Source organism: Halobacteriovorax sp. HLS (assembly GCF_004006665.1).
Taxonomy (GTDB): domain Bacteria; phylum Bdellovibrionota; class Bacteriovoracia; order Bacteriovoracales; family Bacteriovoracaceae; genus Halobacteriovorax.
On the sequence record NZ_QOCL01000009.1, the window covers coordinates 349,730 to 373,315 of the forward strand.

26 protein-coding genes are annotated in these 23,586 nt (G+C 34.2%); 22 read left to right on the forward strand and 4 right to left on the reverse strand.

Annotated elements, in window-relative coordinates:
• Positions 1–158 precede the first annotated feature (158 nt).
• From DPQ89_RS11255 to DPQ89_RS11300, 10 genes are all read left to right on the forward strand, one after another.
• Entirely contained in the window at positions 159–1,187 is a 1,029-nt protein-coding gene (locus tag DPQ89_RS11255) for a hypothetical protein (protein ID WP_127717041.1), read from the forward strand.
• A 125-nt stretch (positions 1,188–1,312) separates the two neighbouring features.
• The gene (locus DPQ89_RS11260; RefSeq protein WP_127717042.1) at positions 1,313–1,624 is read left to right on the forward strand and encodes a hypothetical protein; all 312 of its coding nucleotides are present in this window, start codon (positions 1,313–1,315) and stop codon (positions 1,622–1,624) included.
• A 269-nt stretch (positions 1,625–1,893) separates the two neighbouring features.
• Positions 1,894–2,277, forward strand: a complete 384-nt coding sequence (locus DPQ89_RS11265) for a hypothetical protein (RefSeq protein WP_127717043.1) — start codon at positions 1,894–1,896, stop codon at positions 2,275–2,277.
• Between the two features lie 199 nt (positions 2,278–2,476).
• Positions 2,477–3,697 carry a TolC family protein gene (locus DPQ89_RS11270; protein WP_127717044.1) on the forward strand — a complete coding sequence of 407 codons (1,221 nt, stop codon included), beginning with the start codon at positions 2,477–2,479 and terminating at the stop codon, positions 3,695–3,697.
• Between the two features lie 49 nt (positions 3,698–3,746).
• A complete protein-coding gene (locus DPQ89_RS11275; RefSeq protein ID WP_127717045.1) occupies positions 3,747–4,403 on the forward strand; it encodes a hypothetical protein in 657 nt (218 codons plus the stop codon).
• 8 nt (positions 4,404–4,411) lie between these two features.
• The gene (locus tag DPQ89_RS11280; RefSeq protein WP_127717046.1) at positions 4,412–7,549 is read left to right on the forward strand and encodes an efflux RND transporter permease subunit; all 3,138 of its coding nucleotides are present in this window, start codon (positions 4,412–4,414) and stop codon (positions 7,547–7,549) included.
• Entirely contained in the window at positions 7,549–7,830 is a 282-nt protein-coding gene (locus DPQ89_RS11285) for a hypothetical protein (protein ID WP_127717047.1), read from the forward strand. The genes DPQ89_RS11280 and DPQ89_RS11285 overlap by 1 nt, the downstream gene beginning before the upstream one ends.
• Positions 7,831–8,022: 192 nt before the next feature.
• Positions 8,023–8,721 carry a helix-turn-helix domain-containing protein gene (locus tag DPQ89_RS11290; protein ID WP_127717048.1) on the forward strand — a complete coding sequence of 233 codons (699 nt, stop codon included), beginning with the start codon at positions 8,023–8,025 and terminating at the stop codon, positions 8,719–8,721.
• Positions 8,722–8,770: 49 nt separating this feature from the next.
• Entirely contained in the window at positions 8,771–9,532 is a 762-nt protein-coding gene (locus tag DPQ89_RS11295) for a transglutaminase family protein (protein ID WP_127717335.1), read from the forward strand.
• A gap of 1 nt (position 9,533) precedes the next feature.
• Positions 9,534–9,872, forward strand: coding sequence for a DUF3703 domain-containing protein (locus DPQ89_RS11300; RefSeq protein ID WP_127717049.1), 339 nt, complete (start codon positions 9,534–9,536; stop codon positions 9,870–9,872).
• Positions 9,873–9,943: 71 nt separating this feature from the next.
• On the opposite strand, the gene DPQ89_RS11305 is transcribed toward DPQ89_RS11300, so the two are convergent.
• Positions 9,944–10,627 carry a hypothetical protein gene (locus DPQ89_RS11305; protein ID WP_127717050.1) on the reverse strand — a complete coding sequence of 228 codons (684 nt, stop codon included), beginning with the start codon at positions 10,625–10,627 and terminating at the stop codon, positions 9,944–9,946.
• A gap of 172 nt (positions 10,628–10,799) precedes the next feature.
• Between DPQ89_RS11305 and DPQ89_RS11310 the strand changes: the two genes are divergently transcribed.
• The 3 genes from DPQ89_RS11310 to DPQ89_RS11320 all read left to right on the forward strand — a co-directional run bounded on the left by DPQ89_RS11310 (position 10,800) and on the right by DPQ89_RS11320 (position 13,005).
• Entirely contained in the window at positions 10,800–11,171 is a 372-nt protein-coding gene (locus DPQ89_RS11310; RefSeq protein WP_127717051.1) for a VOC family protein, read from the forward strand.
• 366 nt (positions 11,172–11,537) lie between these two features.
• Positions 11,538–12,776 (forward strand): beta-ketoacyl synthase, encoded by a 1,239-nt coding sequence (locus DPQ89_RS11315; RefSeq protein WP_127717052.1) that lies wholly within the window; start codon positions 11,538–11,540, stop codon positions 12,774–12,776.
• Entirely contained in the window at positions 12,763–13,005 is a 243-nt protein-coding gene (locus tag DPQ89_RS11320; protein ID WP_127717053.1) for an acyl carrier protein, read from the forward strand. Before DPQ89_RS11315 ends, DPQ89_RS11320 begins: the two co-directional genes overlap by 14 nt.
• Here DPQ89_RS11320 and DPQ89_RS11325 read toward each other — a convergent pair.
• Positions 13,002–13,322: a hypothetical protein gene (locus tag DPQ89_RS11325; RefSeq protein ID WP_127717054.1), complete on the reverse strand. Its 321-nt coding sequence runs from the start codon at positions 13,320–13,322 to the stop codon at positions 13,002–13,004. The two genes, DPQ89_RS11320 and DPQ89_RS11325, sit on opposite strands and share 4 nt — an antisense overlap.
• Positions 13,323–13,351: 29 nt before the next feature.
• Here DPQ89_RS11325 and DPQ89_RS11330 point away from each other — a divergent pair, with 29 nt between their 5' ends.
• The 9 genes from DPQ89_RS11330 (at position 13,352) to DPQ89_RS11370 (ending at position 20,438) form a co-directional block, all read left to right on the forward strand.
• A complete protein-coding gene (locus DPQ89_RS11330; RefSeq protein ID WP_127717055.1) occupies positions 13,352–13,795 on the forward strand; it encodes a hypothetical protein in 444 nt (147 codons plus the stop codon).
• Positions 13,792–14,580, forward strand: coding sequence for a sterol desaturase family protein (locus DPQ89_RS11335; protein ID WP_127717056.1), 789 nt, complete (start codon positions 13,792–13,794; stop codon positions 14,578–14,580). Before DPQ89_RS11330 ends, DPQ89_RS11335 begins: the two co-directional genes overlap by 4 nt.
• Entirely contained in the window at positions 14,570–15,226 is a 657-nt protein-coding gene (locus DPQ89_RS11340; RefSeq protein ID WP_255411322.1) for an alpha/beta hydrolase, read from the forward strand. The genes DPQ89_RS11335 and DPQ89_RS11340 overlap by 11 nt, the downstream gene beginning before the upstream one ends.
• Positions 15,219–15,950, forward strand: coding sequence for an SDR family NAD(P)-dependent oxidoreductase (locus DPQ89_RS11345; protein WP_127717058.1), 732 nt, complete (start codon positions 15,219–15,221; stop codon positions 15,948–15,950). The genes DPQ89_RS11340 and DPQ89_RS11345 overlap by 8 nt, the downstream gene beginning before the upstream one ends.
• Positions 15,947–17,467 carry an NAD(P)/FAD-dependent oxidoreductase gene (locus tag DPQ89_RS11350; RefSeq protein ID WP_127717059.1) on the forward strand — a complete coding sequence of 507 codons (1,521 nt, stop codon included), beginning with the start codon at positions 15,947–15,949 and terminating at the stop codon, positions 17,465–17,467. Before DPQ89_RS11345 ends, DPQ89_RS11350 begins: the two co-directional genes overlap by 4 nt.
• On the forward strand, positions 17,460–18,341 hold the full coding sequence (locus DPQ89_RS11355; RefSeq protein ID WP_164848366.1) for a sulfite exporter TauE/SafE family protein: 882 nt from the start codon (positions 17,460–17,462) through the stop codon (positions 18,339–18,341). Before DPQ89_RS11350 ends, DPQ89_RS11355 begins: the two co-directional genes overlap by 8 nt.
• Positions 18,342–18,423: 82 nt before the next feature.
• On the forward strand, positions 18,424–18,750 hold the full coding sequence (locus DPQ89_RS11360) for a hypothetical protein (protein ID WP_127717061.1): 327 nt from the start codon (positions 18,424–18,426) through the stop codon (positions 18,748–18,750).
• 99 nt (positions 18,751–18,849) lie between these two features.
• The gene (locus DPQ89_RS11365) at positions 18,850–19,572 is read left to right on the forward strand and encodes a TSUP family transporter (protein WP_127717062.1); all 723 of its coding nucleotides are present in this window, start codon (positions 18,850–18,852) and stop codon (positions 19,570–19,572) included.
• Between the two features lie 50 nt (positions 19,573–19,622).
• Positions 19,623–20,438 carry an ABC transporter substrate-binding protein gene (locus DPQ89_RS11370; RefSeq protein WP_127717063.1) on the forward strand — a complete coding sequence of 272 codons (816 nt, stop codon included), beginning with the start codon at positions 19,623–19,625 and terminating at the stop codon, positions 20,436–20,438.
• 4 nt (positions 20,439–20,442) lie between these two features.
• Here DPQ89_RS11370 and DPQ89_RS11375 read toward each other — a convergent pair whose 3' ends face one another.
• Together DPQ89_RS11375 and DPQ89_RS11380 are read right to left on the reverse strand one after the other, a co-directional pair.
• The gene (locus tag DPQ89_RS11375) at positions 20,443–23,217 is read right to left on the reverse strand and encodes an ATP-binding protein (protein ID WP_127717064.1); all 2,775 of its coding nucleotides are present in this window, start codon (positions 23,215–23,217) and stop codon (positions 20,443–20,445) included.
• Positions 23,210–23,419 (reverse strand): hypothetical protein, encoded by a 210-nt coding sequence (locus DPQ89_RS11380; protein WP_127717065.1) that lies wholly within the window; start codon positions 23,417–23,419, stop codon positions 23,210–23,212. The genes DPQ89_RS11375 and DPQ89_RS11380 overlap by 8 nt, the downstream gene beginning before the upstream one ends.
• Positions 23,420–23,586 lie beyond the last annotated feature (167 nt).

The following is a 23,586-nucleotide window of genomic DNA, read 5'->3' on the forward strand; positions in this document are numbered from 1 at the left end:
AGCTTAAAATAGAAATAGCTATAATGGATACTATTTAGTTTCTTTTTTTACTACTTTTCAAGTATTTATCACACTCTCTTAAATGAATAATTTACAACAAATATTTTTCACTTCTTTACATATGATATAAATTTCAAGTCGTCGTAAGGAGTATTTAGGTGAAATTATTAGCGATTTTGCTATATTCAATAACTACATTTGCAAGTATCCAAGTCCAAGAGACTGAAAAATGTCCTGCTCACAGTACCCTCTCTAAAGAGGAGAGCTTCTCACTTATTAATCAAGTACATAGTGAGTCGCAAAGAGAATTAATTAATCAATATGACTTAAGGCCCAAGGTATTTTTTCAACATCATAATATTCAGGTTTCCCTGTCTAAGAAGTTTAGTAGAGTCGAAAAAGAAAGATATCATGTACTTGCTTATATTAAGATCGGAAATGAAGTATTTCCTAGACTTGTCTATCACTCAAACTCTCATGGAGTTTATAGAGTTCTAGATGGAATTCTTGACGGATGGTATTCTAAAGGGCCTGGACAAAACTATATTTCAGTTCCGTTCTTTATAAATAAGTTCTTGCTTGAAAACTGTATAGGTGAGAGTGCTAGAAGAACTAAAGCCGAGTTGAGAGAACTTTTAGAATTTGGAGATGATCATCTTTACTATTTTAATAACTACGAAGTCTTTGAAGAAAATATTGTATCAGTATTAAAGGGGCCAGCAAAGCCGCCTCTTCTAGATGGAAATGGTATGAGTAAGCGCCATCCGGAAGATATATTTACCAAAGATGGTTATGAAGCTAATTTTATGGATGTTAAAGCGAAGTATAAAACAACGACAAAGGCTGCAGGACTAGTGAATGTTGTTGTTTACAGATCTACTAATAAGAAGATTGATTATACTTTCATGATTGATTCTGCAGGAAAAGCTTGGGTATCCGAAGTGAATAGTTTTATAGAGGAGCTAAACAAGTTTGGAATCGCAAAGAAACAATATGATGTAAAGGATCTGCTTCAGCCTCGATGGGAGTATCCAGAGGAAATAGTTGTGGATTATAGAAGCTCTATATCAAGTCCTTATAAATCTAGCTATAGATCAAATTGGAACTATCTACGTGAGATTCCTCTAATAAAGAAATGGTATGAATATAATAAACTACCTCTACCTATAAAAGAGCCAAGCTTATAACAGTAGGATTTAGCCTTTCGCGATATATTGAAGGTGCTTTCTTATTTTAAGATAAGATTGCATGTTGACTTAGGAGCACTGGTATTATAATCAATAGTTCCTTATATATCTTATAAGGAGCTCTCATGAAATTGTTAACTATTCTATTTTTTCTAATTATCGCAAATAATTCACTAGCAAGCTACAAATGTGTTTTAGATGGTGCAAGAACTCAGTTCGACACTTGTGCTAGTAGTATCTCTTTAGAAGGTAACGTATGTTATAGAGGTAGTGTAGCAAAAGCTATTTCTGTGCTAGAGCTAATCGGCGATGATCTGCTTGACGAAGATAGCATTGTTGAAATTAGACAATTACATGACAATAGAATTGAATATATCTATGTACCTTATGCTGGAGAAGATTTTAAGGTGACTATAAATCGATGTGTTGGGAATTAGAAAAGAAATTGCGAGATTTATTTAGTAAAAAATAGGACTTACAATTAACATCTTTTGTTAGAGGCATTCATTCTATTAAAATATAATAGAATGAATGCCTCTAAAGAAGTAAGACAGTTTCAATATATTTATTACTATTGCCATGTTCATATCGCCTGCTCACTTTTTCTGTAGTGATGAGAGGTATGGTCTTAAATCTCTTTTGCAGTCTATGTTAGAATAAATTAATAACTTGACTTTGTAATGTACGAGTTGGTAATTTTATTATTATGCTTAGTAAATTATTTTCACTATTCGCTTTAATTTCACTTCTTTTTAGCTTTCATGCTGAATCAACTGACTTGCATGACCTTTCTTTAAGAGTTGCTCCTAAAGTATCTACTGTTATAACAAATTTATCAGCGACTGAGTTTGTTAGTGTGAATTGTGAGGACTGTGAAGAGAGTGATTTCGGTGACCACTCAGAGCATTGTTCACATCATTGTAGTGGGTTACATAATCTCGCACCTGTAAAGAATCAAGCCTTCCTTAGCACACCTACAGTCATCAACAATAATGTTGTTTGGTTGTACTATCATCAATATAAGAATCCCTTTCTTAATCCTTCTGTAAAACCTCCGATGTTTTCTTCGAAAGTTAGTATCTTCTGTTAAGTTTAGCTTACTAACTAATTCAATAAAATTTATAAATGACTTTTCACTGATAACCAGTCTACTTGTAGGCATTGTTTTACCAGCGATAATAGTTATTAAAGTTAATTCTTTAAGAAAAGAATAAACAAGACTGTGCTTACCTTAAAAAATGAGAGGAGAGTGATGTTTCGACTCTCGCATGTAAAAAGGACAAATTAGAATGAAGATAATTTTCTTAGTAGTTTTTATTAGTATTTATACTTTTAAAACTTATGCTAAATGTAATCTTAAAAACTCAAATGATATCTTGGAGCTTGTTAAGAAAAATCATCCAAGTATAACTTTTAACAATGTGAAAGGAATGGCCCTTGAGTCTAACATAGAAGTCGCAGGTCAAAGACTTAATCCCGAGTTAGATGCTGAGAGCACAGTTGGTGACTCAGTAGGAGGTAAAAACTATCGTACTTCTGTTTCTTTAAAGCACACCTTTGAGCTAGGTGGAAAACGTGACTCAAGGATTAATGTTGCAAGAAATACCTTTAAAACGGGGGTGGCTTTAGCAGAATTTGATAATCAACAAACTATAATTAATACGGTTATTAAACTTCATCGCTTACGGCAAGTTTATGAACTTGTTCCTATCTATGAAGAGTCTTTAAGTGCATTCAATAAGATTTTGAAAACGATTAAGGGGAGGATGTCTCTTTCTCCTGAGCAACAGGTAGAAGCTGAAACTCTAGAGTTAGCAGTAAATGACTATAAACTTAAAATTGCACAGCTTAATTCTGAGAAAATGAACCTGACAACTCATTTATCATTCTTTATGGGGGTAGATTGTACTATCCCAAGAAGTGCTCTTCCTGTTTCTATAAATTTAGATGAAAGATTTGAAAGAGACTTAAAAATTGAAAACTATTCAAAATTTAAGGCCGCTACGTTTTCTTTGGAAATGGCGAAATCGAACTTAGATTTAGAAAAATCTAATAGTTATCCAGACCTTCAAGTTGGTCCAATTTATGAATATGAAAAAAATAGTGCTGGTCGAATAGACACTTTTGGTGTTGCGATAACTATGGACTTGCCAATACTTAGTATTAATAGTGGTGGAAGAAAAAGGGCAACTAATGATGTATTGGCAGCAAGTCTAAATTTGAGAAATATTAAAAAAGAAAGTATGCTTGATGTTCAATCTTGGCTCCAAAAGTACAATCAGTATAAAGACTCGTTAAAAACAATCGCTAATAAAGATAAATTAGAAAAAAAACACAGAAAAATTGAATCTCTTTTTAATAGAGGCATTATCTCTACTTCTCTTGTAATTGAATCGCACAGACAGTTAGTTGAGTTTTTTATTACAAGATTTGAGTTCGAGATTGGGGCAACGGAAGCGCTTTGGAACATATATAAGTTAAATGGGGAAATAGCGAGTAAAAGTCTTTAAACCCCTGATAAATGAAACAGATTATAATTATTAAAAATAGGAGTTAAAAGTGAAATATAAATTAATATTGTCAGGAATTATAGTTACTACTTTTCTTGGATTTAGTTCTTTTGCAGAAGATGAACATGATCACAGCTCTCATGAAAAAAAAGAAAAGCACTCTACAGAGGATTCTCATGAGCACAGTGATGGGGATGGTCATAATCATAAGAAAAAGAAGAAAAAAGACTCTCATGCTGGTCACGATGATCATGGGCATAAAGCTCACAATGAAGATGACGGTCATGAGCATAATAAACATAAAGAAGAAGATGGTCATGATCATGGTTCACACGAAGGGCACGGTGGAGGAAAGGCGATTGGAAAAGGAAAAGCTATTGAGGAAGTAGATGAAATTAAAGGGTTCAAACTTTCAAGAGAGGCCATTAAGACTTTGGAATTAAAACTTAATACAGTAGATGGTTCTACTTTTAAGATTTCTAAGAAGACTTTAGTTGCATCCAAAAATAAAAAAGGTGTTTATAGGTTTAGAGCAGGATTTTTTAAGTTTATGCCAGCAGAGATCACAAAAGAGCTTTCTGATGGCTATCTGGTTGAAGTTAAAGGTGTTGATTTTGGAGATCAGATTGTTGTAAATGGCGTTGGTCTTTTACGAGTAACAGATGTTTATTCAACAGATAAATCAGAGTACGGTCATTCACACTAGGAGTTAGCATGATTAATAAAGTTATTGAATTCTCCGTAAATAATCGAATGTTTGTCTTTATGGCAACACTCTTGCTCATTGTATTTGGTGCGAAGTCTTTTCAGGAGTTATCTATTGATGCTGTTCCTGATATCACCAATACACAAGTTCAAATAAACACACAGGTGAAAGGCTTAGTTCCAGAAGAAGTCGAGAGAATGGTAACTTTTCCGATAGAATATTCTATGAATGGAATTCCTGGCGTTGAAACAATTCGTTCAATATCTCGATATGGTATTTCTCAAGTTACTGTTATCTTTAAAGAGGATGCTGATATTTTTAGGGCTAGGCAACTGGCATCAGAAAAACTCCAAAACATTGAACTTCCTGATGGAGTTGTACCAGAAATGGGGCCGATCAGTACTGGACTTGGTGAAATTTTTCACTACTCAATTGAGGCAAAAGAACCTGAAACGGATCCAGAAAAAAGATTGATTCAGCTTATGGACTTAAGGTCCCTGCAAGATTGGTTTATCAAACCGAGACTTTTAACAGTGAAAGGGGTAACTGAAGTTAATACTATTGGCGGATATGAAAAGCAATTTTTTATTCAGCCTAATATAGAAGGAATGACAAAATACGGACTTCACTTTGATGATATTGAGTCAGCAATTGAACAAACTAACCTTAATGTTGGAGGAGGTTATATTCAGCAAACCGGAGAGCAATTACTAGTTCGAGGCGTTGGTTTGTTAAGTAATATTAAAGATATCGAATCTGTTGTAGTAAAAAGACTTTCTTCATATCAGGTAATAAAAATTAAAGATATTGCGCAAGTAAAATATGATAAAGAAATTAGAACAGGCGCTGCAACTGTAAATGGGGAAGAGTCAATCATTGGAACAGCCTTTATGTTACTTGGTGAAAATTCAAGGTCTGTAGCGCAAAGAGTTTCAGGAAAGCTTGATGATATTAAGAAAGACCTTCCTCCATGGGTAAAGCTTAAGATTCTTTACGATCGTTCAGACATGGTAGACGCTACTCTTAATACAGTAGAGCATAACTTACTAATGGGAGCAGGGTTAGTCATTTTATTTTTGTTATTACTTGTTGGAAATATAAGAGCAGCAATAATAACTTCTCTTATGATTCCAATTTCCCTTCTTATGACTTTTATTTTAATGAAATGGCAAAACGTATCAGGGAATTTGATGAGTTTAGGTGCTCTTGATTTTGGAATCATTGTAGATGGTGCTGTTATTGTTATTGAAAACTGCGTGCATAGACTTCAAAATAAAGGGAAAGCCCTTGGAAGAGACATGACCAGAGCTGAAGTTAAACAGGTCGTCATAGATTCGGCTATTGAAATTCGATCAGCTGCTGGTTTTGGTGAATTAATTGTAATTGTTGTTTTTATTCCACTCTTTGCTTTAACGGGAGTTGAGGGGAAAATGTTTGGACCTATGGCCACAACATTTATAATGGCCTTAGCATCAGCCCTTCTTCTTTCATTTACTGTTGTTCCAGCATTAGCTGCAACTTTCTTAAGTGGAAAAACAAGAGATAAAAAACCATTCTTAATGAGTCTCGCTGAAAAGGCATTTAGTCCTACACTCAGTATTGCATTAAGGGCAAAAAAGTTTGTTCTCGGTATTGGAATAGCTTCAATTGTAGTGGGTGTATTTTTATTCTCACGATTGGGGGCGGAGTTTATTCCTCAACTAGATGAAGGAGATTTTGCGTTACAATTTATCCGCCCTGCCAATATTAGTATGGAGAATTCGGTAAAATTGCAGAGACTTTCAGAGAGAATAGTATTGGATTTTCCACAGGTTAAAAATGTTTTTGCAAGAACTGGAGCTGCGGAAGTAGCAACAGATCCGATGGGTGTGAATATCTCAGACTCATATGTGATGCTTAATAACAAAGAAGAATGGCCGAAAGATAATTCTATTACGGATAAAAAGAGTTTGATGAAAGCGGTTAAAGACAAATTAGATTTACATGTCCCTGGGCAAGTAATGTTGATTTCTCAACCAGTCGAACTACGTTTTAATGAACTCTTAGAAGGTACTAGGGCCGATGTGTCAGCAAAAGTATTTGGTGAGGATTTGGATAAATTAATAGAATACTCCAAAGAGGTTGCTGAAATTGTATCTAGTATTGAAGGAGCAGGAGAAGCTGAGTCTGAATCTAAAGGGAAGTCGCCTCTACTTCAATATACCCCCAAAATGGATAAACTCGCACAATTGGGAGTTACAGCACGGCCTGTATTAGATGCAATTAGCACCGCGATCGGAGGGAGAGAGGTTGGACATGTTTATGATGGAGTACGTAAATATCCTATCGTAACTAGACTTTCTGAAGAGGAACGAAAAGACATTATGACAGTTAGAAAATTACCTGTTGGTATTGCTGAAGGTCATACTGTTCCAATTGAACAAGTCGCAGATATTGAATTTGTTGAAACTTTCTCCGCTGTAGGTCGCGAAAACTCTCAAAGGCGTATTGCTGTACTCATTAACCCTGAGGTGAGAGACATTGAAAGCTTTGTAAATAAAGCTAAGAAAATAGTTGAAGAAAAAGTAAAGCTTCAAGAGGGCTATTACATCGAATGGGGAGGTAGTTTTAAAAATCTACAAAGTGCCAAAGAAAGATTAGGAGTACTTGTTCCAATGGCCCTCTTAATAATTCTTGCGATGCTGTATGCTGCTTTTAAAAACTTCTCACAGGTGGTGTTAATATTTGCATGTGCTCCAATGGCCTTAATCGGTGGTGTTATTGCTTTGAATGTTATGAATATGCCTTTTAGTATATCTGCTGGAGTTGGTTTCATAGCACTTTGTGGGATTAGTATATTAAATGGAGTTGTCCTTGTAACATATTTCAACAGACTTGTTTTAGATGGAAAAAGTCCAGATGATGTAGTTAGAGAAGGTGCTATGACAAGACTTAGACCCGTTTTAATGACTGCCCTGACCGATATCTTTGGATTCTTACCAATGATGTTTTCTACTGGACTTGGTGCTGAAGTCCAAAAGCCTCTTGCTACAGTTGTAGTAGGAGGGATCTTGTCTGCGACAGTACTAACATTGATTGTATTACCGAGTTTATACAGATTGTTTTTTAAACAAATGCAACCAAATCTATTCAAAGGAGAAATATAATGAAATTTCTTTTAACAGTCTTTATTTCAATATTTTTAGCATCATGTGCTCATCATCATAATAAAACTGAACACCATCACCATAAGTATGAAAAGCAATGCGCTTATAGTGTAGCTCATGGTGATTTAAAAACGAAAGGAAGCGTTGAGTATAGGTTTGAACACGGGGGAAAGGTTTATTTCTTTTCAACTGATGAAAAACTTAATGACTTTAAGAAAGATCTTGAATCTAACATCAAAAAAGCGAACCAGACTTGGAGCGATCGAGGTGGTAGGCTTTAAGTTTAATGTGAATTGTTAGGAAAATATAATGGCCTACATTAACATGGAAGCATGAGTATAATTGTGCCCTTGTTTTTAATGTAGGTCTTTTTGGCATAGGCTACAAATTTGTAGAAAGTAAGCAAAGGGAGAGTTTTCATTTCCTATTATATTGTCAATTCTTCAATTGAATTTAAACTGGAGTGTAAAAAAGTGAATAACAGAATTTATATATTTGAATATTACGCTGTGATTATTTCAGAATGTCTTAATACTGAAAAACATTCTCATCTTGCCCATCAATTAACATTTTCTTTGAGTGAAGAGCCATTTCAAATCGAGTTTAACGAAGAAATTATTAATTCTAAAGTAGTCTTTATTCCTTCCCTAGAGGCGCATAAGTTTGTAAAGAGTTGTTCTTGTTTTCTATCTATTCTGATAGATAATGAATCATTATTTAATTTAAACGAATTGAGAACAAAACTTATAGAGCTTGATGTTTTTCCAACCAAAGTTGAAGATGTAAAGCCTTTATTAAAATATCTAGGATTTGAAAGAAATATAAACGTGGATTCTCGAATTACTAAGATTAAAGATATTATAGATAGCACTAAGTTTCTAGAGGATATCCGACTTAGCGAGTTGGCAAGAGAGATGTCTTTATCTGAAAGTAGATTGTTGCATTTGTTTAAAGAACAGGTAGGAGTTCCGTTTAGGAAGTACATTCTTTGGAAGAAGCTTAGAAGAGCGATATTATCATTTGCGAATAGTAAAAATAAGAAATTGACAGATATTGCCTTAGATTCAGGGTTTAGTGATTCCGCACATTTATCTAAAGTTATCAAAGCATCTTTTGGCCTTACTCCTTCTGAAATCCTGAGCAATAGCCAGTTTATAAAAGATTGTAATTAGTGCCTTGTTTATACTAGGAAAACAGTTACTAAACGGGAGGATTCTAGTGATGAATGAAACAAAAATCATAAATTTTAAACACCCTGAGATACAAAGAGTATTAGAGAGAATAACTAACGGCCTTACTGGGCAAAAGGATATAATAAATACCTGTTATCTTTTCGTTAGGGATGAAATTCAATTTGGCTATAATGAGAGTGATGATATTCCGGCCTCGAAGGTTTTGAGTGATGGATATGGACAATGTAATACAAAGTCGAATCTACTTCTTGCACTCCTTCGTGGTGCGGGAATAGACGCCCGTTTTCATGGTTTCACAATTGATAAAAGGCTTCAGTATGGAGCTGTTACAGGAGTATTTTATTGGTTAACTCCAAAAGAAATTTTTCATAGCTGGATTGAGGTGAATTTTAACGGTTCTTGGTATAACCTTGAGGGATTTATTTTAGATAAAGAGTATTTAAATTCTCTCAGATCATATTTTAAAAGTGAGCCTAAGACGCTTTGTGGTTACGGTGTTGCAAGTGACAATTTTCAGTCCCCGCAAGTAGAATGGAGTGGTAGCAATAGTACGTATATTCAAAAGGAGGGGATCGTACGAGATTTAGGAGTATTTAGTTCTCCTGATGAGTTTTATAATAAATTTGGAACAAATCCTAAAGGTATAAAGAAGGTGCTATTTAAATTCTTGGTGCGTCACATTATGAACAATACAATTTCTAAACTTAGAAAGAAAATTGTAAATACTAATGCTGACTTGAGAACTTTGTGTACCATTGAAGAAATTAACTCTCTTTCTTTAAGAGATTAACATGAACGCTAAACTAAAAAAGAATTTTGAATTAAAACTTGGAAGTGCCAAGAGATTAATAAGGTTAAGGAAATTTGAGGAAGCATTCACTTTTCTTGAGGATGCACATGTCTTGGGTCAAAGTTATATATTCCCACATACGATTACACATATCTATATGCTCAAAATTGGCTTCTTGAAAAAAGATAAAAAAGAGATTCTCGGGCAACTCTTTCGTATTCCAATGGGGATACTAGGTTCAATGGTTGGGATTTTACCGGTAGGTAATACAGGTGGAAGTAATGTCTCGGCTTTCAAGAAAATGAAAATCCGAGATGATTTAGAGAAGATGCTAGAGTAGGCGTAAAGAAGTATTTACTAGTCGAAAGTATGAGAATAATTCTATCTGGTACTCAGGTTTGTTGTCCTTGTTTAGTTCATTTTCGGGTCAGATCTCTTAACAGCTTTCCCATCTGCAAAGTTTGCAACCTCTGTTATGATAGCACCTTCTTTACCGGCCATTTGCCAATGTGGAGAGAGAACTTGTTCTAGATTGTAGAAGTCCCCTGGGTTGGCGACTTTAATATGTTTTGCAGAGACTTTTCCATTCCAGTGAATTTTAGGGACTTTAACTTCAGGGTAATCTTTTAAGTTATTCTTGCCTATACCTGCGACATAACTTCTGCCCCATCTAATCAGCCAGCCTTCTCTCTTAGCAGCAGTTGTTTCTCCATCAATGTGCCAATGTTCCGCCAGCATTTGATTTGGGAGTAGGAAGATGTCTAAGAGCATGTATAGATTCTTTTGATTATTTTCATACATAAGACCAGAGAGGCCAACTTTTAGAAAGTTTCCACTATTGTAATCCATTACAAAAATCTTTTCTCTTATTCCTTTAAACATCGGATATCCATGATAATTTAAGACTGCTATAACTGCATCCTTCGCCTTTTCAGGAAGAAATTTTCCTTTAGAATTATAAAAATCAGAGTTTTTAAATTTAATGGAATCAAGGCAGGCTTGACTCTTTTTTACACGACTCGTGCACACGCTTTTAGAATGGGCAAGGTTGGTAAATAACAGGAAAGTAATAAATAACCTTAGTAAAATTCTCATGAGATCTCCTTTTACAAATAGTATTAAACTGAATGAAAGAAGACAATACTGATATTGATATCTTGGACATAGCTTAGACTAATTTACATATTTCAGTCTTCTAAATATTAAGAATTCTATATAATATAGAGTAAAGATGTGGCAGTATTTCTTTATATATTAGGAGATGTAAATGATTAGTGGAGTTCACGATATTTATTATAATGTCAAAGATATGAAAAGAGCCGTTGAGTTTTATACAAAAACTTTAAATATGACTGTCTCTTGGGAGTCTGATCATTGGTCAAGTTTAGATTGTGGTGGAGTTATGATCGGTCTTCATTGGACTGAGGGAAGTGATGTGCCATCATTTCCACGAGACTCTCATGGAGCTCAATGTGGAGGAACTTTAACATTAAAAAGTGATGATGTTTCTAAAGACAGAAAAATTCTAGAAGATGCTGGTGCAAATATCCTTGGGGAAGTCGATGCTGATTGGGGGCATATGTTAGTCTTTGAAGATTTAGATGGAAATGTTTTAAAGCTTCAAAATGCTAAATACTAAGTCCCTGCACTTTTTCTCTTAGGTGAAAGATGGAAATATTGAGAGGTGTCTCATACTTGAAGTTAAGTATTATTCAGATTTTGGAGAGCTTTTGAGAATCAATTTGGACTCTATGAAAAATTCAGCTGTCGTATTATGAAGTTCATAGTAAGACAGCCTTACATATAACTCCGTACTTAATCTTATATAGATTCCTAAAAAATGACTTGAGATAGGTCATGAAGCCTGACAAATGTAGTGTTTAAACTTTATTCAATGGTACTATTCTAAACATAGAAGTACTCTCAACCTACCGAAAACTGGTGCCTTTTTTGGTACAATTCTTGCTTCATAATACCTACTTAAACTTTGAACCTAAGGGTTATTATGAAGTGCTATATCACAGGTATGGGGGCGATTTCTCCAATGGGTAAGAGTGTTGATGAAATGTTCGATAAGTACCTAGAGGGATATTGTCCAATTGAAACAATAGATGAATTTAAAAATTTCTATGGTGTAAAATCACATATTGGTTCAATTGTTAAAGACCTTGATATTAAATCAATAGACAGAAAAATTAGACGTACTTCATCTAAGATGACTCATATGAGTATATTAGCTATGAAAGAGGCCTTAGATCAGGCCGGACTTGATAGTGACATTTTAAATTCTAATAGATCACTTCTATGTACTGGATCGACTACTGGTAGCCCTACTGAATATTATGACTCACATAAGAAAATCATTGAAAATGAATCAGCAAAAGGTCAAAAGTCCACATCAGTCTTTAAATGTATGAGTCATACAAATTCAACAAATATGGCCATTAGTATAAACTTTACTGGTGCAGTCCTATCTGCAAACTCAGCGTGTGCTTCTGGTAATCAATCTGTCGTTTTAGCTTCCCAGTTAATTAAGGCGGGTATTTATGATGTTGCTATTGTTGGTGGTTGTGAAGAAGCTCATAAAACAACTGTTTCAACTTTTGATGCTGCCCACGCTTCTTCTATAAACTATAATGATTCTCCCAAAGATTCTTCAAGGCCATTTGATAAGAATAGAGATGGGGTTGTTATATCTGAAGGTGCAGGGATAATCATACTAGAGTCGGAAGAATTTGCTAAGAAAAGAGGAGCAACGCTACTTGCAGAAGTCGTTGGCGGGGATTACTCGGGAAGCGGTGTACATATGGCACAATCCGATACTTTGTCGATTACTAATAATATAAAAAGAACACTGATTAACACGAATACGAACCCATTAGAAGTAGACTTTATAAGTGCTCATGCAACTTCAACAAGACAGGGAGATAATGCTGAATCTTGGGGGATTTTTAATGCCTTTGAAAGAGATGTAAGTGTACATAGTTTAAAAGGTTATACTGGGCATACTTTTGCAGCGTCTGGTGCCATTGAAACAGCAATGTTAGTAAAAATGATGAATACGAATATGATTATTCCAAATCATAACCTTAGTGAAGTTGATCCCGAACTCCCAAATCTAAATTTTGTAAATACTCAATCTAAGAATAGAGAATTAAAAACAGTATTAAACTTCAATAGTGGCTTTGGGGGTATCAACTCAAGCTTTATTATGAAAAAGGTAGGATCTGATGAGTCAAATTAGAGAAGAAATTAAAAACATCTTTTGTGAAGAATTTGAGCTAGACGCAAGTGCTCTAACTGACGAGGCACACTTATTTGATGACTTGGAGCTTGATAGTTTAGATGCTGCCGATATGTTAGTTCTTCTGGAAGAGAAAATTGGGAAAAAAATTAATGGTGAGGACTTTATGCAAGTTCGCCAGTTAAAAGATGTATATGAGACGGTAGAGAAAATTATGGAGAATGATTAGGTCTTTATATTAATTTTAGCTACTATTTCGCCATCAAGTGTCCAGACTATTTTGTAAGGTGATTGACTTGTTAGAATTTCGACAGAGACCTTAGACTCTGGAGCAAGTGGTTTTAAAAATTTGGATTTAGATATTTGATATTTTCTTATGTGAATATTTTTTTCTAGAAGTAATAAGAGGCAAATCTCTATATAAACAACAGCTGGGAGAATTTCTTGTTTAGGAAAGTGCCCATCAAAAAAAGGGATGTCCTTTGAAAGTGAAAAAGTAAAAGTATTCTCATTGTAAGTTAGATTATCTAAATATTTAATATTCATGACTTTATTATAAAAGATATAAGGAATTAATGAAACAACAAATATCAACAATTGATTTAGAGCACTTAATGCCCCATCGTTCAAAAATGATTTGGGTTGATTATGTCGAGTCTGTAAGTGATTTGCAAGGAGAGGTTAGTGTTACTCTTCAGAAGGACTATCCTTACTTTTTTGAGGATGATCATTTGATGAATAGTTTCTTTCTTGAGTTTATGGCACAAGGTTATGGTTACTTTAGGGCCGCCCAGGTATTAAACAAAAATCTTGACGGTCTAAATCAAGCAATGATCCCAATGATTAGTCACTATGAGTTTGAAGAGAATAATTATAAAGCAGGAACGAAGTTCACTGCAAAACTCACAACCTTGAAAGAATTAGGTGACCTCTTCTTTGTAAAGGGCGAGTGTTTTAATGACGAAGGTAGAGTTATTGCATCTGCTGAGTTTAAAGTTTACGCAAAGGTTGATCTATGAATTATTTTGAAATTGCTATCGCAACATTCTTATTTTACAATATTCGCTATCTCTCCTTTGCATATATCTATGATCTAGTTTGTAGAAACTTTTTTACAAAATTCAAAATTAATCCACAGAGTGCTAAAAAGAGCATGATAAAAAAAGAAATCTTTTGGGGATGTTCTGTTGGGCTATCTTATATGCCTTGGATGGTTTTAATGGTTTGGATGTATAGAAATGGTTACACCAAAATATATAGTGATGTAGAGCAATATGGAGTGATCTATTTACTTATAAGTACAGTTCTTGTTTTTGTTATTCACGATACTTACTTTTTTTGGTTTCACTATCTGTTTCATAAAAATAATACTTTGAAAAAGTTATCTCAGCACAAAGTACATCATATGTTTCATAATCCAACGGCCTTTTCGGCATTCGCTACTCACCCTAGTGAATCTTTTATGGAACTTGGTTTTAGGCCATTAATACTGGCATTTTTACCTTTACATCCTTATGCCATTGTAGCTTTTCTGATAATTTCATTTATTTTAAATTGTCTTGGCCACTCTGGATATGAACTCTTTCCGAGTGGTTTTACTAAAAATCCTCTTACTAAATTCACGGGAAACTCAACTCATCATTACATCCATCATACGAAAACAAATTATCACTTTTCGCTGTATTTTACTTGGTGGGATAAGATAATGGGAACTGAACATCCTGATTATCATGAAATATTTGAGCAACGAGCATCAAAGAACACTATTTCTATTTATCCATTAGGTTTTAAAGTTGAAAGCTAATACTTCTAATATAGATTTCACTTTTCCTATTACTTATTATTTCGAAAATAAGGGAAAACGTAAGCTTGTTCTACTCCTTCATGGATACCGTATGCATGCTAGGAAAGCGCTAATGGACTTTGAACAAATGATTCCAGATGCTTATTCGATCTTAGCGCCTAATGGTTTTTTTCCAATTCCTAAATCGGATAAGAGTATTTCTAGAATGGGATACTCTTGGTATTTTGAAGATCATAAATCAAATAAATCCATCTTCAGTGTTGAGCAATCTAAGAATGCTCTACTTAGTTTTATTGAAAGTATGTCTCTTGACTGTGAAATAACTATTGTCGGTTACTCTCAAGGTGCAATTGTTGGTCTTTCACTTGCTAATGAATTAGATAATATTAAAAAACTTGTGCTTATGTCTGCATGTCCCCTAGCTTCAAAGTATAGTGGAAAAAATAAACTTAATATTCTTGCTTTTCATGGTGAAGATGATGAAGTTATTTCGTATAATTACGCGAAAGAAGGTTATTCGCAGTTGAGTGATTCTGGGCATAAGGTGGAATTTATTAGTTTCAAAAATACTGGACATAATATTTCATCTCAATCTTCTATTTTAAAAAGCAGAATTTATCATTTTTTGGAGAATAATAATGAGTAAGTTAGATCATTGGGCATTGGTTACCGGAGCAACTGGTGGAATAGGACAGGCCATTGCTAAGACATTAGCTAATAGTGGTTATTCAATTCTTTTGCACTATGGTTCCAATATCAATAAAGCTAACTCACTTAAAAATACTATTGTTGAATTGGGTGTGTCCTGTGAACTTATACAGTGTGATTTATCAGATCTAAGCTCCCTAGAGGCGTGTTTAAATGACTTATCTATTAAACCAAAAATTATCGTTAACAACGCAGGGATTACGGTTGACTCTCTTTTTTCAATGATTGAGTTAGATACTTTTGATAAGATAATGAAAGTAAATGCATATGCTCCTTTTTTAATTATGAAGTGGGCGGCAAAATATATGAGCAGAGCAAAAGAGGGAAGTATTATTAATATTTCTTCTGTGAGTGGTCAAATAGGTAACCCTGGACAGGCCAGTTATAGCGCGAGTAAAGCTGCACTTATGACAATGTCTAAAACGCTTGGAAAAGAGCTAGCAAGAAAAAAAGTTCGTGTTAATTCAATTGCAGCAGGAATAATTGATACTGAAATGAGTGAGAAAATTCCTAAACTTGATGAGATTATTGAGCATATTCCTGCTAGAAGACTAGGCAACGCTCAAGAGATTGCTGATGTTGTTGAGTTTCTCGCAAGTTCTAAATCGACTTATATTACAGGACAAATATTAAGTGTTAACGGTGGTCTCTACACTCCATGAAAAATTATGACGCTGTCATCATTGGGGCCGGAATATCTGGTCTAACAAGTTCAATACTTCTTGCTCGAGAGGGGATGAGTGTTGCTATTGTGGAAAAGCATTCTAGAGTTGGTGGCTACTTACATTCATTTAAAAGGTTTGGTATTGAGTTCGACACCGGAGGTCACTATATTGGTGCAATGGAAAAAGGGGGGGCTTTTAGGACTTTACTAGAATATTTAAATGTTTATGTTCCAGAGCATTACCGACCAATGGCACAAAGTAAATTCGATCGTTTCGTCATTAAAGGAAAGGAATACTCCTTTTCTCAAGGTTACGACAAATGCATTAAAGACCTTACAGAACATTTTCCACATGAATCAGAAGGAATAAAGCAATACTTTGAAAAGCTACTCTATGTTGCGAAGCTCATGCCTAGTTCTAATTTTAAATTAAATGAGAGAACAACCGAGGTTTTTAAGTGGATGGAAACTTCTTTGAAGGATACGGTTGAGAGTTATATAGAAGATTCTCAACTTCAAGACGTTCTATATAGCTACTGTACATTACACGGAGTCTCACCAAAAGACGTGGCGTTTGCTCCACATGCTGTAATTACTGATACCTTAATTCAAGGCCCCTACACATTTCAAAACTCAGGAGACGACCTCGCTAAGAGCTTTAAAGAAGAGTGTTCCAAACTTGGAGTTGATTTTTTTCTAGGTGAGGAACTCTTAGAGATGAATGTTATTGATTCTGAGATTAAAAAACTTAAGACAACTTCCTTCGAGTTTTGTTGTAAATATGTTATTTCTTCAATGCATCCTAAAATGACTTTTGCTCGTCTTGATCATGACCCCACTCGGAGGGTCTTCAAAGATAGGCTTCTTAAAATGAAAGAGTCTAAAAGCTTTGTTGCAGCATATATTCGACTAAAGAGTAAAACAAAATTCGATCCGGATACTAACTACTACTTCTTCAAAAAGAATATTAGTAATTTATTTGATGATGCAAATCCATTAGATCCAAATTTCTTATATCTCTGTAGGCCTGGCCGATCTAATGAAGAGAATTATAATCTTAAACATTCTTTTATAACTGTTCATATTCCTTGTGACTATAGTTATGTGAGTGGATGGAAGGATTCTACATTCGGAAAAAGATCAGAATCTTACAAAGCATTTAAGGAAAAACTAAAAGAAGTTATAAAGATTGAGCTTATTAAAATAGATGATTCTTTTAAAACTAATATTGATAAAATTGAAATAAGTACGCCTTTAACTAATATTCATTATAATGGTTCTTTAGAGGGAAGTGCTTATGGAATTTATCATTCCATTTCAAATACTGGCTTAAAAGGACTTTCACCTAAAACAAAAATTAAAAACCTTTTCCTAACCGGACAAAATATTTCTTTCCCTGGGCTTCAATCTAGCTGTAGTGCAGGCGTACGTTCTGTAAGTGCTTTATTAAGAACTGAAAAATTTGATGAAGATTTAAGGCGTATGAGTTCACAAAATCGGAAAAATGATGACTAGATTAGTTAGACATTACTGTTTCGAAATAATAGTACTGCTAGCTATTTCTGTATTATTTGTAGCTTTTGTATCGAATGGTATTGTTACTACTGATCAACTATATGCCTCATGGTTTATGCCCTTTGTAGGAATACTGGCCGCTACGATCGCAATGTCTACTCCGGCAGGGGGAGGAATCGTTTTCTTTCCAATAATGATTTTACTAGGGATAGCTCCACTGCAGGCCGTAGGCTTCTCATTAGGGGCCCAGTCTGTAGGAATGGGGATCTTTGGAACTTATAATTGGTTCAAAACTGACAGGGCTGCAATCGTATCGCCAATTGTAGCTATTGTTGTTCCTATCGCAATTGCCGCGAGTCTTGTTACTATCCTTATTTTTCCTGCGTCTAAGTCCTCTTACTTGCAAGTTGGTTTTAGTTGTTTCGGTATTTTTCTTGCGGGCTACATATACAAGCATTTGGATATTGATAAGAGTACGAGTCGTAGAGATATTATTCTCAATAAGTCATTGGTACTGTCGCTTGTTGGAGTAGGATTAGCAGGGGGGGCAATTGTTGGATATATTGGAATTGGAGTCGATACTTTACTCTTTTTTGTCTTAACATTCTTTTTTAAAATAGATTCTCATAAGGCAACTGTTACTAGTATTGTCACTATGGGGATTACAGCAATGGTTCCATTTTTTGTTCATTTACTAATTATCAAAAATGTTCCACTACATCTTTGGTTAATGGTTTTACCAGGAATATTTCTAGGAGCTAGGCTTGGCCCTTGGATTAATATGAGATTAGGTCAGCGTCGTATTTTGAGTATATTTGCGACTATATTAGTCATTGAATTCTTAATGACTATTTCTAGGTTTTTCTTTTCTTAATAAGTTACTATATTTTTTTCATTTAAATTTTCGATTCTGGGAACTTATTGTAAGTAGTGATTAAATAATTACGAGGAATAATATGAAATATATAGTTACTTTTCTAGTTTTAGTACTCCTTTCAGTACCTTCTAAAGCTTCAAATTGCGAAGAAATGACTTATACAAAAGAATGGATAGATTATGATTCTTCTTGGAATGACTCTTGTAAAAGATTTATATTAGCTGCAATGAAGGTCAATGGTTGTGAGGTTTCAAATACTTACTTTAGTCCAGTAAGAATGACTGAACTTAAGTCAGGTTCAGAGCTAATGTGCATTTATAAGGCCAAAAATGGTGTCTATCAGGTCATGGCCTCTCAAATGGCAGAGCCACATAGGGCAGTAGTTATCTTCTCTCGTTGGGATTAATTATAATTATCGATTATTGGGACAAAGCTCATGGTGCGTGGCCAAATCTAGAAAATTATAGTAAAAATAGATAGTTTCATTAAATTATAAAGGAATATTATGAGCTTTATGCTTCTAATAAGCGTTCTTATTATTTTTTCGACTATTCAATCTGTTTTGGGGGTCGGTCTATTGGTATTTGGTACTCCAACTTTGCTTATTATGGGATTCTCTTTCGAAGAAACTCTCAGTATCGTATTACCAGCATCAATCTGTATTAGTTTACTACAGGTCATAGAACCTCAAAAATCGGGAAAATCTTTTCGCAAAGAGTTTAATCTCTTCTGTCTGCCTTTTGTGTTCTTGGGTGTTTACTATGTCCTTCTTAACGAAAAAAATATTGACTTAAGTATCTATGTTGGTGGAATGCTTTTTATAAGTGGTGCTATCAGACTATCTTCAAAGCTTACTACCATTCTTTCAAGCTTTATTTTTCAATATCGAAAATTGTACCAAGTGATCTTAGGTTTAGTGCACGGGCTTACTAATATGGGGGGAGGCTTGTTAACTCTATTCTCTTCTTCCATCCATAGTGGAGATAAGAATTCGACTAGGGCAGGGGTTGCTTACGGTTATTTACTAATGGGTGTTATCCAGTATGGAATGCTTCTATTTTTTCATCCTGAGTTTATATCAATTAAGATTGTTCTTTATGTTCTTATCGCAGCAGTTTCATATCTTTTATTTGGAAAGCGTTTATATGTTAATACGCAAGAAAAGTTATTCCATAACTCGGTCACAGCGATCATTCTTTTCTACGGTTGCGTTTTGATCTTTCGTTAGGCTGCATTGCTGTCTCAATAACTTGTAGCTACATCAGAATTGAGTTTCCCTTGAGTTTAGAAAGTGTTCTTGATGCTATACTTGCATCTGAGTCTTTTTGTGTGGAGATCTTAATAATTATGATCAATATTTCTTTGATAAGTTTATTTGTCTTGATGTTATCTCTTTCTAGTACAGTTTGTGCTGATGAAAAGAATATTACAGAAGGAGTTCTTAAAATAGGAACTATGGATTTACGTCCATACGGGTGGCAAGATCGATCAGGAAAAAAACAAGGAATTATATTCGAATTAAATGAAGAAATCGGAAAAAGATTGAATATTCCATATGTAAACAAAATTTATCCTTTCAAAAGAATGCTAAAATTATTGAACGAAGGAAAGATCGATCTCATCTCTTCTCAGGCACATGCTGAGTCGTTAGAGTCCGGTGAAAAGCTTGCTATTCAATTTGATATAAATGTCATTGCAGGTACGAAAAAAGGTGAAAATATTAAGAGTATAAATGACTTTAAGGGGAAGCACATGGTATTTCATCGATCTGCATCTTATGTAGAACTTGAAGGTATTCCAAAGAAAGTGATTCAGGTTAATAGTTATAGGCAAGCGCTTAGTGTGCTTGTTAAAGATAGAAAGGCCTCTGGCGCCGTTTTTTCTGAACCAGCATATTACTATTGGATGAAGGATTTAGGGCTTACAAATAAGGATTTTGGAAAAGTTATTATGATAACCCCAAATAAGAAACAATGGGTATTTGTTAGAAAGGACCTTCCTATAGAGCTAAAAAATAAAATCGCAACAATTGTAAAACAGATATACGACGAGAATATGTATAATTCATTACTTAAGAAATACGGTAAAGAATAGTTTTCTAAGCTATTTCTGAAAGAGTGTGCCGTATTGGAAATGTGATGAGAAACCTAGTGTTTGCACAATTCTTTGATAGAGTGATTTCGCCACCATGATCTTCGATAATTGTTTTAGATAAACTAAGTCCTAGGCCAGTGCCTTTTCCAATTTCCTTTGTTGTAAAAAATGGTTGAAAGATTTTCTCTTGAACTTCTTCTGAAATACCTTTTCCAGAGTCCGTAAGGCTGAATGTAATCAAATTATCAAAGATATCAATATCCAAAACGATCCACTTTTCTTCTAATTCTGATACAACGTCGAAAGCATTGTTTAGAAAATTAATAATAACTCGAGAAATATCAATACGTTTACAGCTTATTGTTGAGTTTTTAGCTTCATCATTCATATTAATCGTAAACATAACACCAGCACTTTTAAATTTACTTTCGCAAATACCAAGGCAGTCTTCTACAATATCGGTAATCCTTGTTTCAGCAAAGTCGTCTCTTGAAGTGTCTCTAGAAAGGTTTTTCATACCGTTAATTATTGAGTTTATTCTTTTAACTGTTCTATCGATGTCTCCAAGCTGCTCATGTAGTCTATCACTAGACAATTTATCTTTTGTTGATAGTCTTCTAATTAGAGAGGAGGTTGAGCTTATAATGGTCAAAGGATTATTTATTTCGTGAGCAATTCCACTTGCCATTTCTCCAAGGGCAGATAGTTTGGATGCTTGAAATGTTTTCTCCTTTTGACTCTCAAGCTCTTCAGTTCTTTTAGCTACAAGTTTCTCTAGGTTGTTATTTTGCTCTAGAATGAAATCTTGCTTTTCCTTATATAGGTTTATTCTTTTATTTAATTCCCTTGGGTCTACATTAAGGTCAGTAATGAGTTTCGCATAGAAATTTGAAAGCGCCTCTTTTTCAATTTCTGTAAAAAGACCTGAAGACTCAATGTCACTAGATGCATTGGCCGACCCAATAGCACCTGTTAGTTTTGTTTCAAGGCGATTTCTAATTTCGAAAAGTTCTATAATTGAAATTAAATCGTGATCAATATGTCCTATATCTTTAAAGATATCATTTGAGTATGTTTCTACTACTTTATCTGTGAAATATTTTCTAAGAGTTGTTTGTACAATCTCTTTTTTCTGAGATTTCTCAATTTCTCTTTCATGGTCCTCTTGCAACTGTGTACCTTCATTATCAGCGCTTAAGTTGAAGACAATTTCTTTTGAAATTTTCTCCTCTTCAACTGATTGCTCATAGCTTAAACTTCCAATAACAAATCCTGTTATATTAAAGAACATTGTCCAAATTAGTGAGTTTGTTAAGTAGTGTAACCCAGTTAATCCAAATAGATTTTCTGGCCTTAGAAAAGATATTCCAAATGGTCCATATTCTAAAATATCCATTGAAATAAATCCACTTTTACAAAATGCAGGTAGAACTAAAGTATATAGCCAAATGAGTGCTCCAGGAACTGTTCCGCAGAAGACACCTCGTTTGTTGGCCTCCTTCCAGTATAGACCTAAAATAATTGCGGGAGCAAATTGGAGTGCAGCTGAAAATGAGATCATGCCCATTGCTACTAATGCATATTTACCTTCCATTACTTTCATATACATATATGAACTTGTGATAAGTACGAAAGCACTTATCCATCTTATTTGAAGTAAGTACTTACTTAGATAGTTTAAAGTGTTAGTTGTTTTTAATATAGGAATGACAATATGATTTGAAACCATTGTTGAAACTGTCATCGTAGATAGCATGATCATTCCTGACGCTGCTGAAAATCCTCCAATGAATATAGCTATAGCTAAATATTTTGAACCTTTTAGCATAGAAAGATTTACTATGAATTGATCAGCTTGTTCGATTGTAAAGCCTAACTTGTAGGCCGTTACTACAATAGGAAGAACAAATAAATTAATTAAGAAAAGATATAAACCAAATTGCCATTTAGCATGGGTAATATGGTTTTCATTATTATTTTCAACTACTGCAATGTGAAACTGTCTAGGAAGGAATAAAATTGCATTTGTTGCTAATATTAAATATGTTGCCCATGTGGCGATATCTTTGAAGTCTCGATTGCCCATATAGGCATAACTCTCAGGTAGGTAAGTTTTTAAATCGTTAAAAAAGTTCCAAGGTTGCTCGTTATATACGAAGAATGCAACACTCCCAATCAAAATAAACGTAACTAACTTTACAATATTTTCTAGTGCTATGACAGTTATCATTTTTGGGTGTCTCTCTGTTAAGCTAACTTTTTTGATTCCAAGAATGATAGTGCCCATAATAATTAGAACTACAATAAATGCCTCTGTTAGAAAACCTAAAGCTTCATTACTTGTTAACAAAGATATTGATCCAATAATTGCTTTAATTTGTAATGATATGTAAGGAATAGTTCCAATTAGAGCAAGAGATGTTGCTATGAAGGCGACTTTTGCAGATTTTCCGTATCTTGTTGAAACAAAGTCCGCAATACTCGTAATTTTATACTGCTCTTTTGCTCTAATGAGTTTACGTAAAATTGAATCCCAAAGAATTATGGATATCATTGGTCCCAAGTAAATAGTTAAAAAGATAACTCCACTTTTGGCCGATGATCCAACCGAGCCGTAGAAAGTCCATGCAGTACAGTATGCAGCGAGTGTTAAGGAGTATGTGAGTGGGCTCTTATTGATTTTTCCAAAAAGTTTCTTTCTTTGTAAGAAGACTACGACAGAATAAAGCATCGTGGTGTAAATAATTACATACAGGAGAACTTCAAGAAGACTAAACATTTCGATCCCTATTTTTTATTTTACTTTTTAAAAATAGAATGATGATTAAAAGTAGCCACATAACAAATAATGTTAAAATAAGAAATACATCGTTCTCTCTATTCTTTGTTATAAAGAATGGACCAGTAAAACCTACTACAGCGATTGCTGCTAGTAGATAGTCGAAATAAATTGAACTAAGTACTCTTTTTATCATTTTCATAAGTACTAAATCGGCATCTAAAATAAATTATGTATGATAGGAATGAATCTTTAGACAAATTAATGTTATAAGTTTTAAGTCTCGAGATAGATTAACGCTCTCTATTCTTCGAGTTTGGTATATGACCATATTGGTCTTTTTCTAATGAACAGTCTCAGATAAATTTC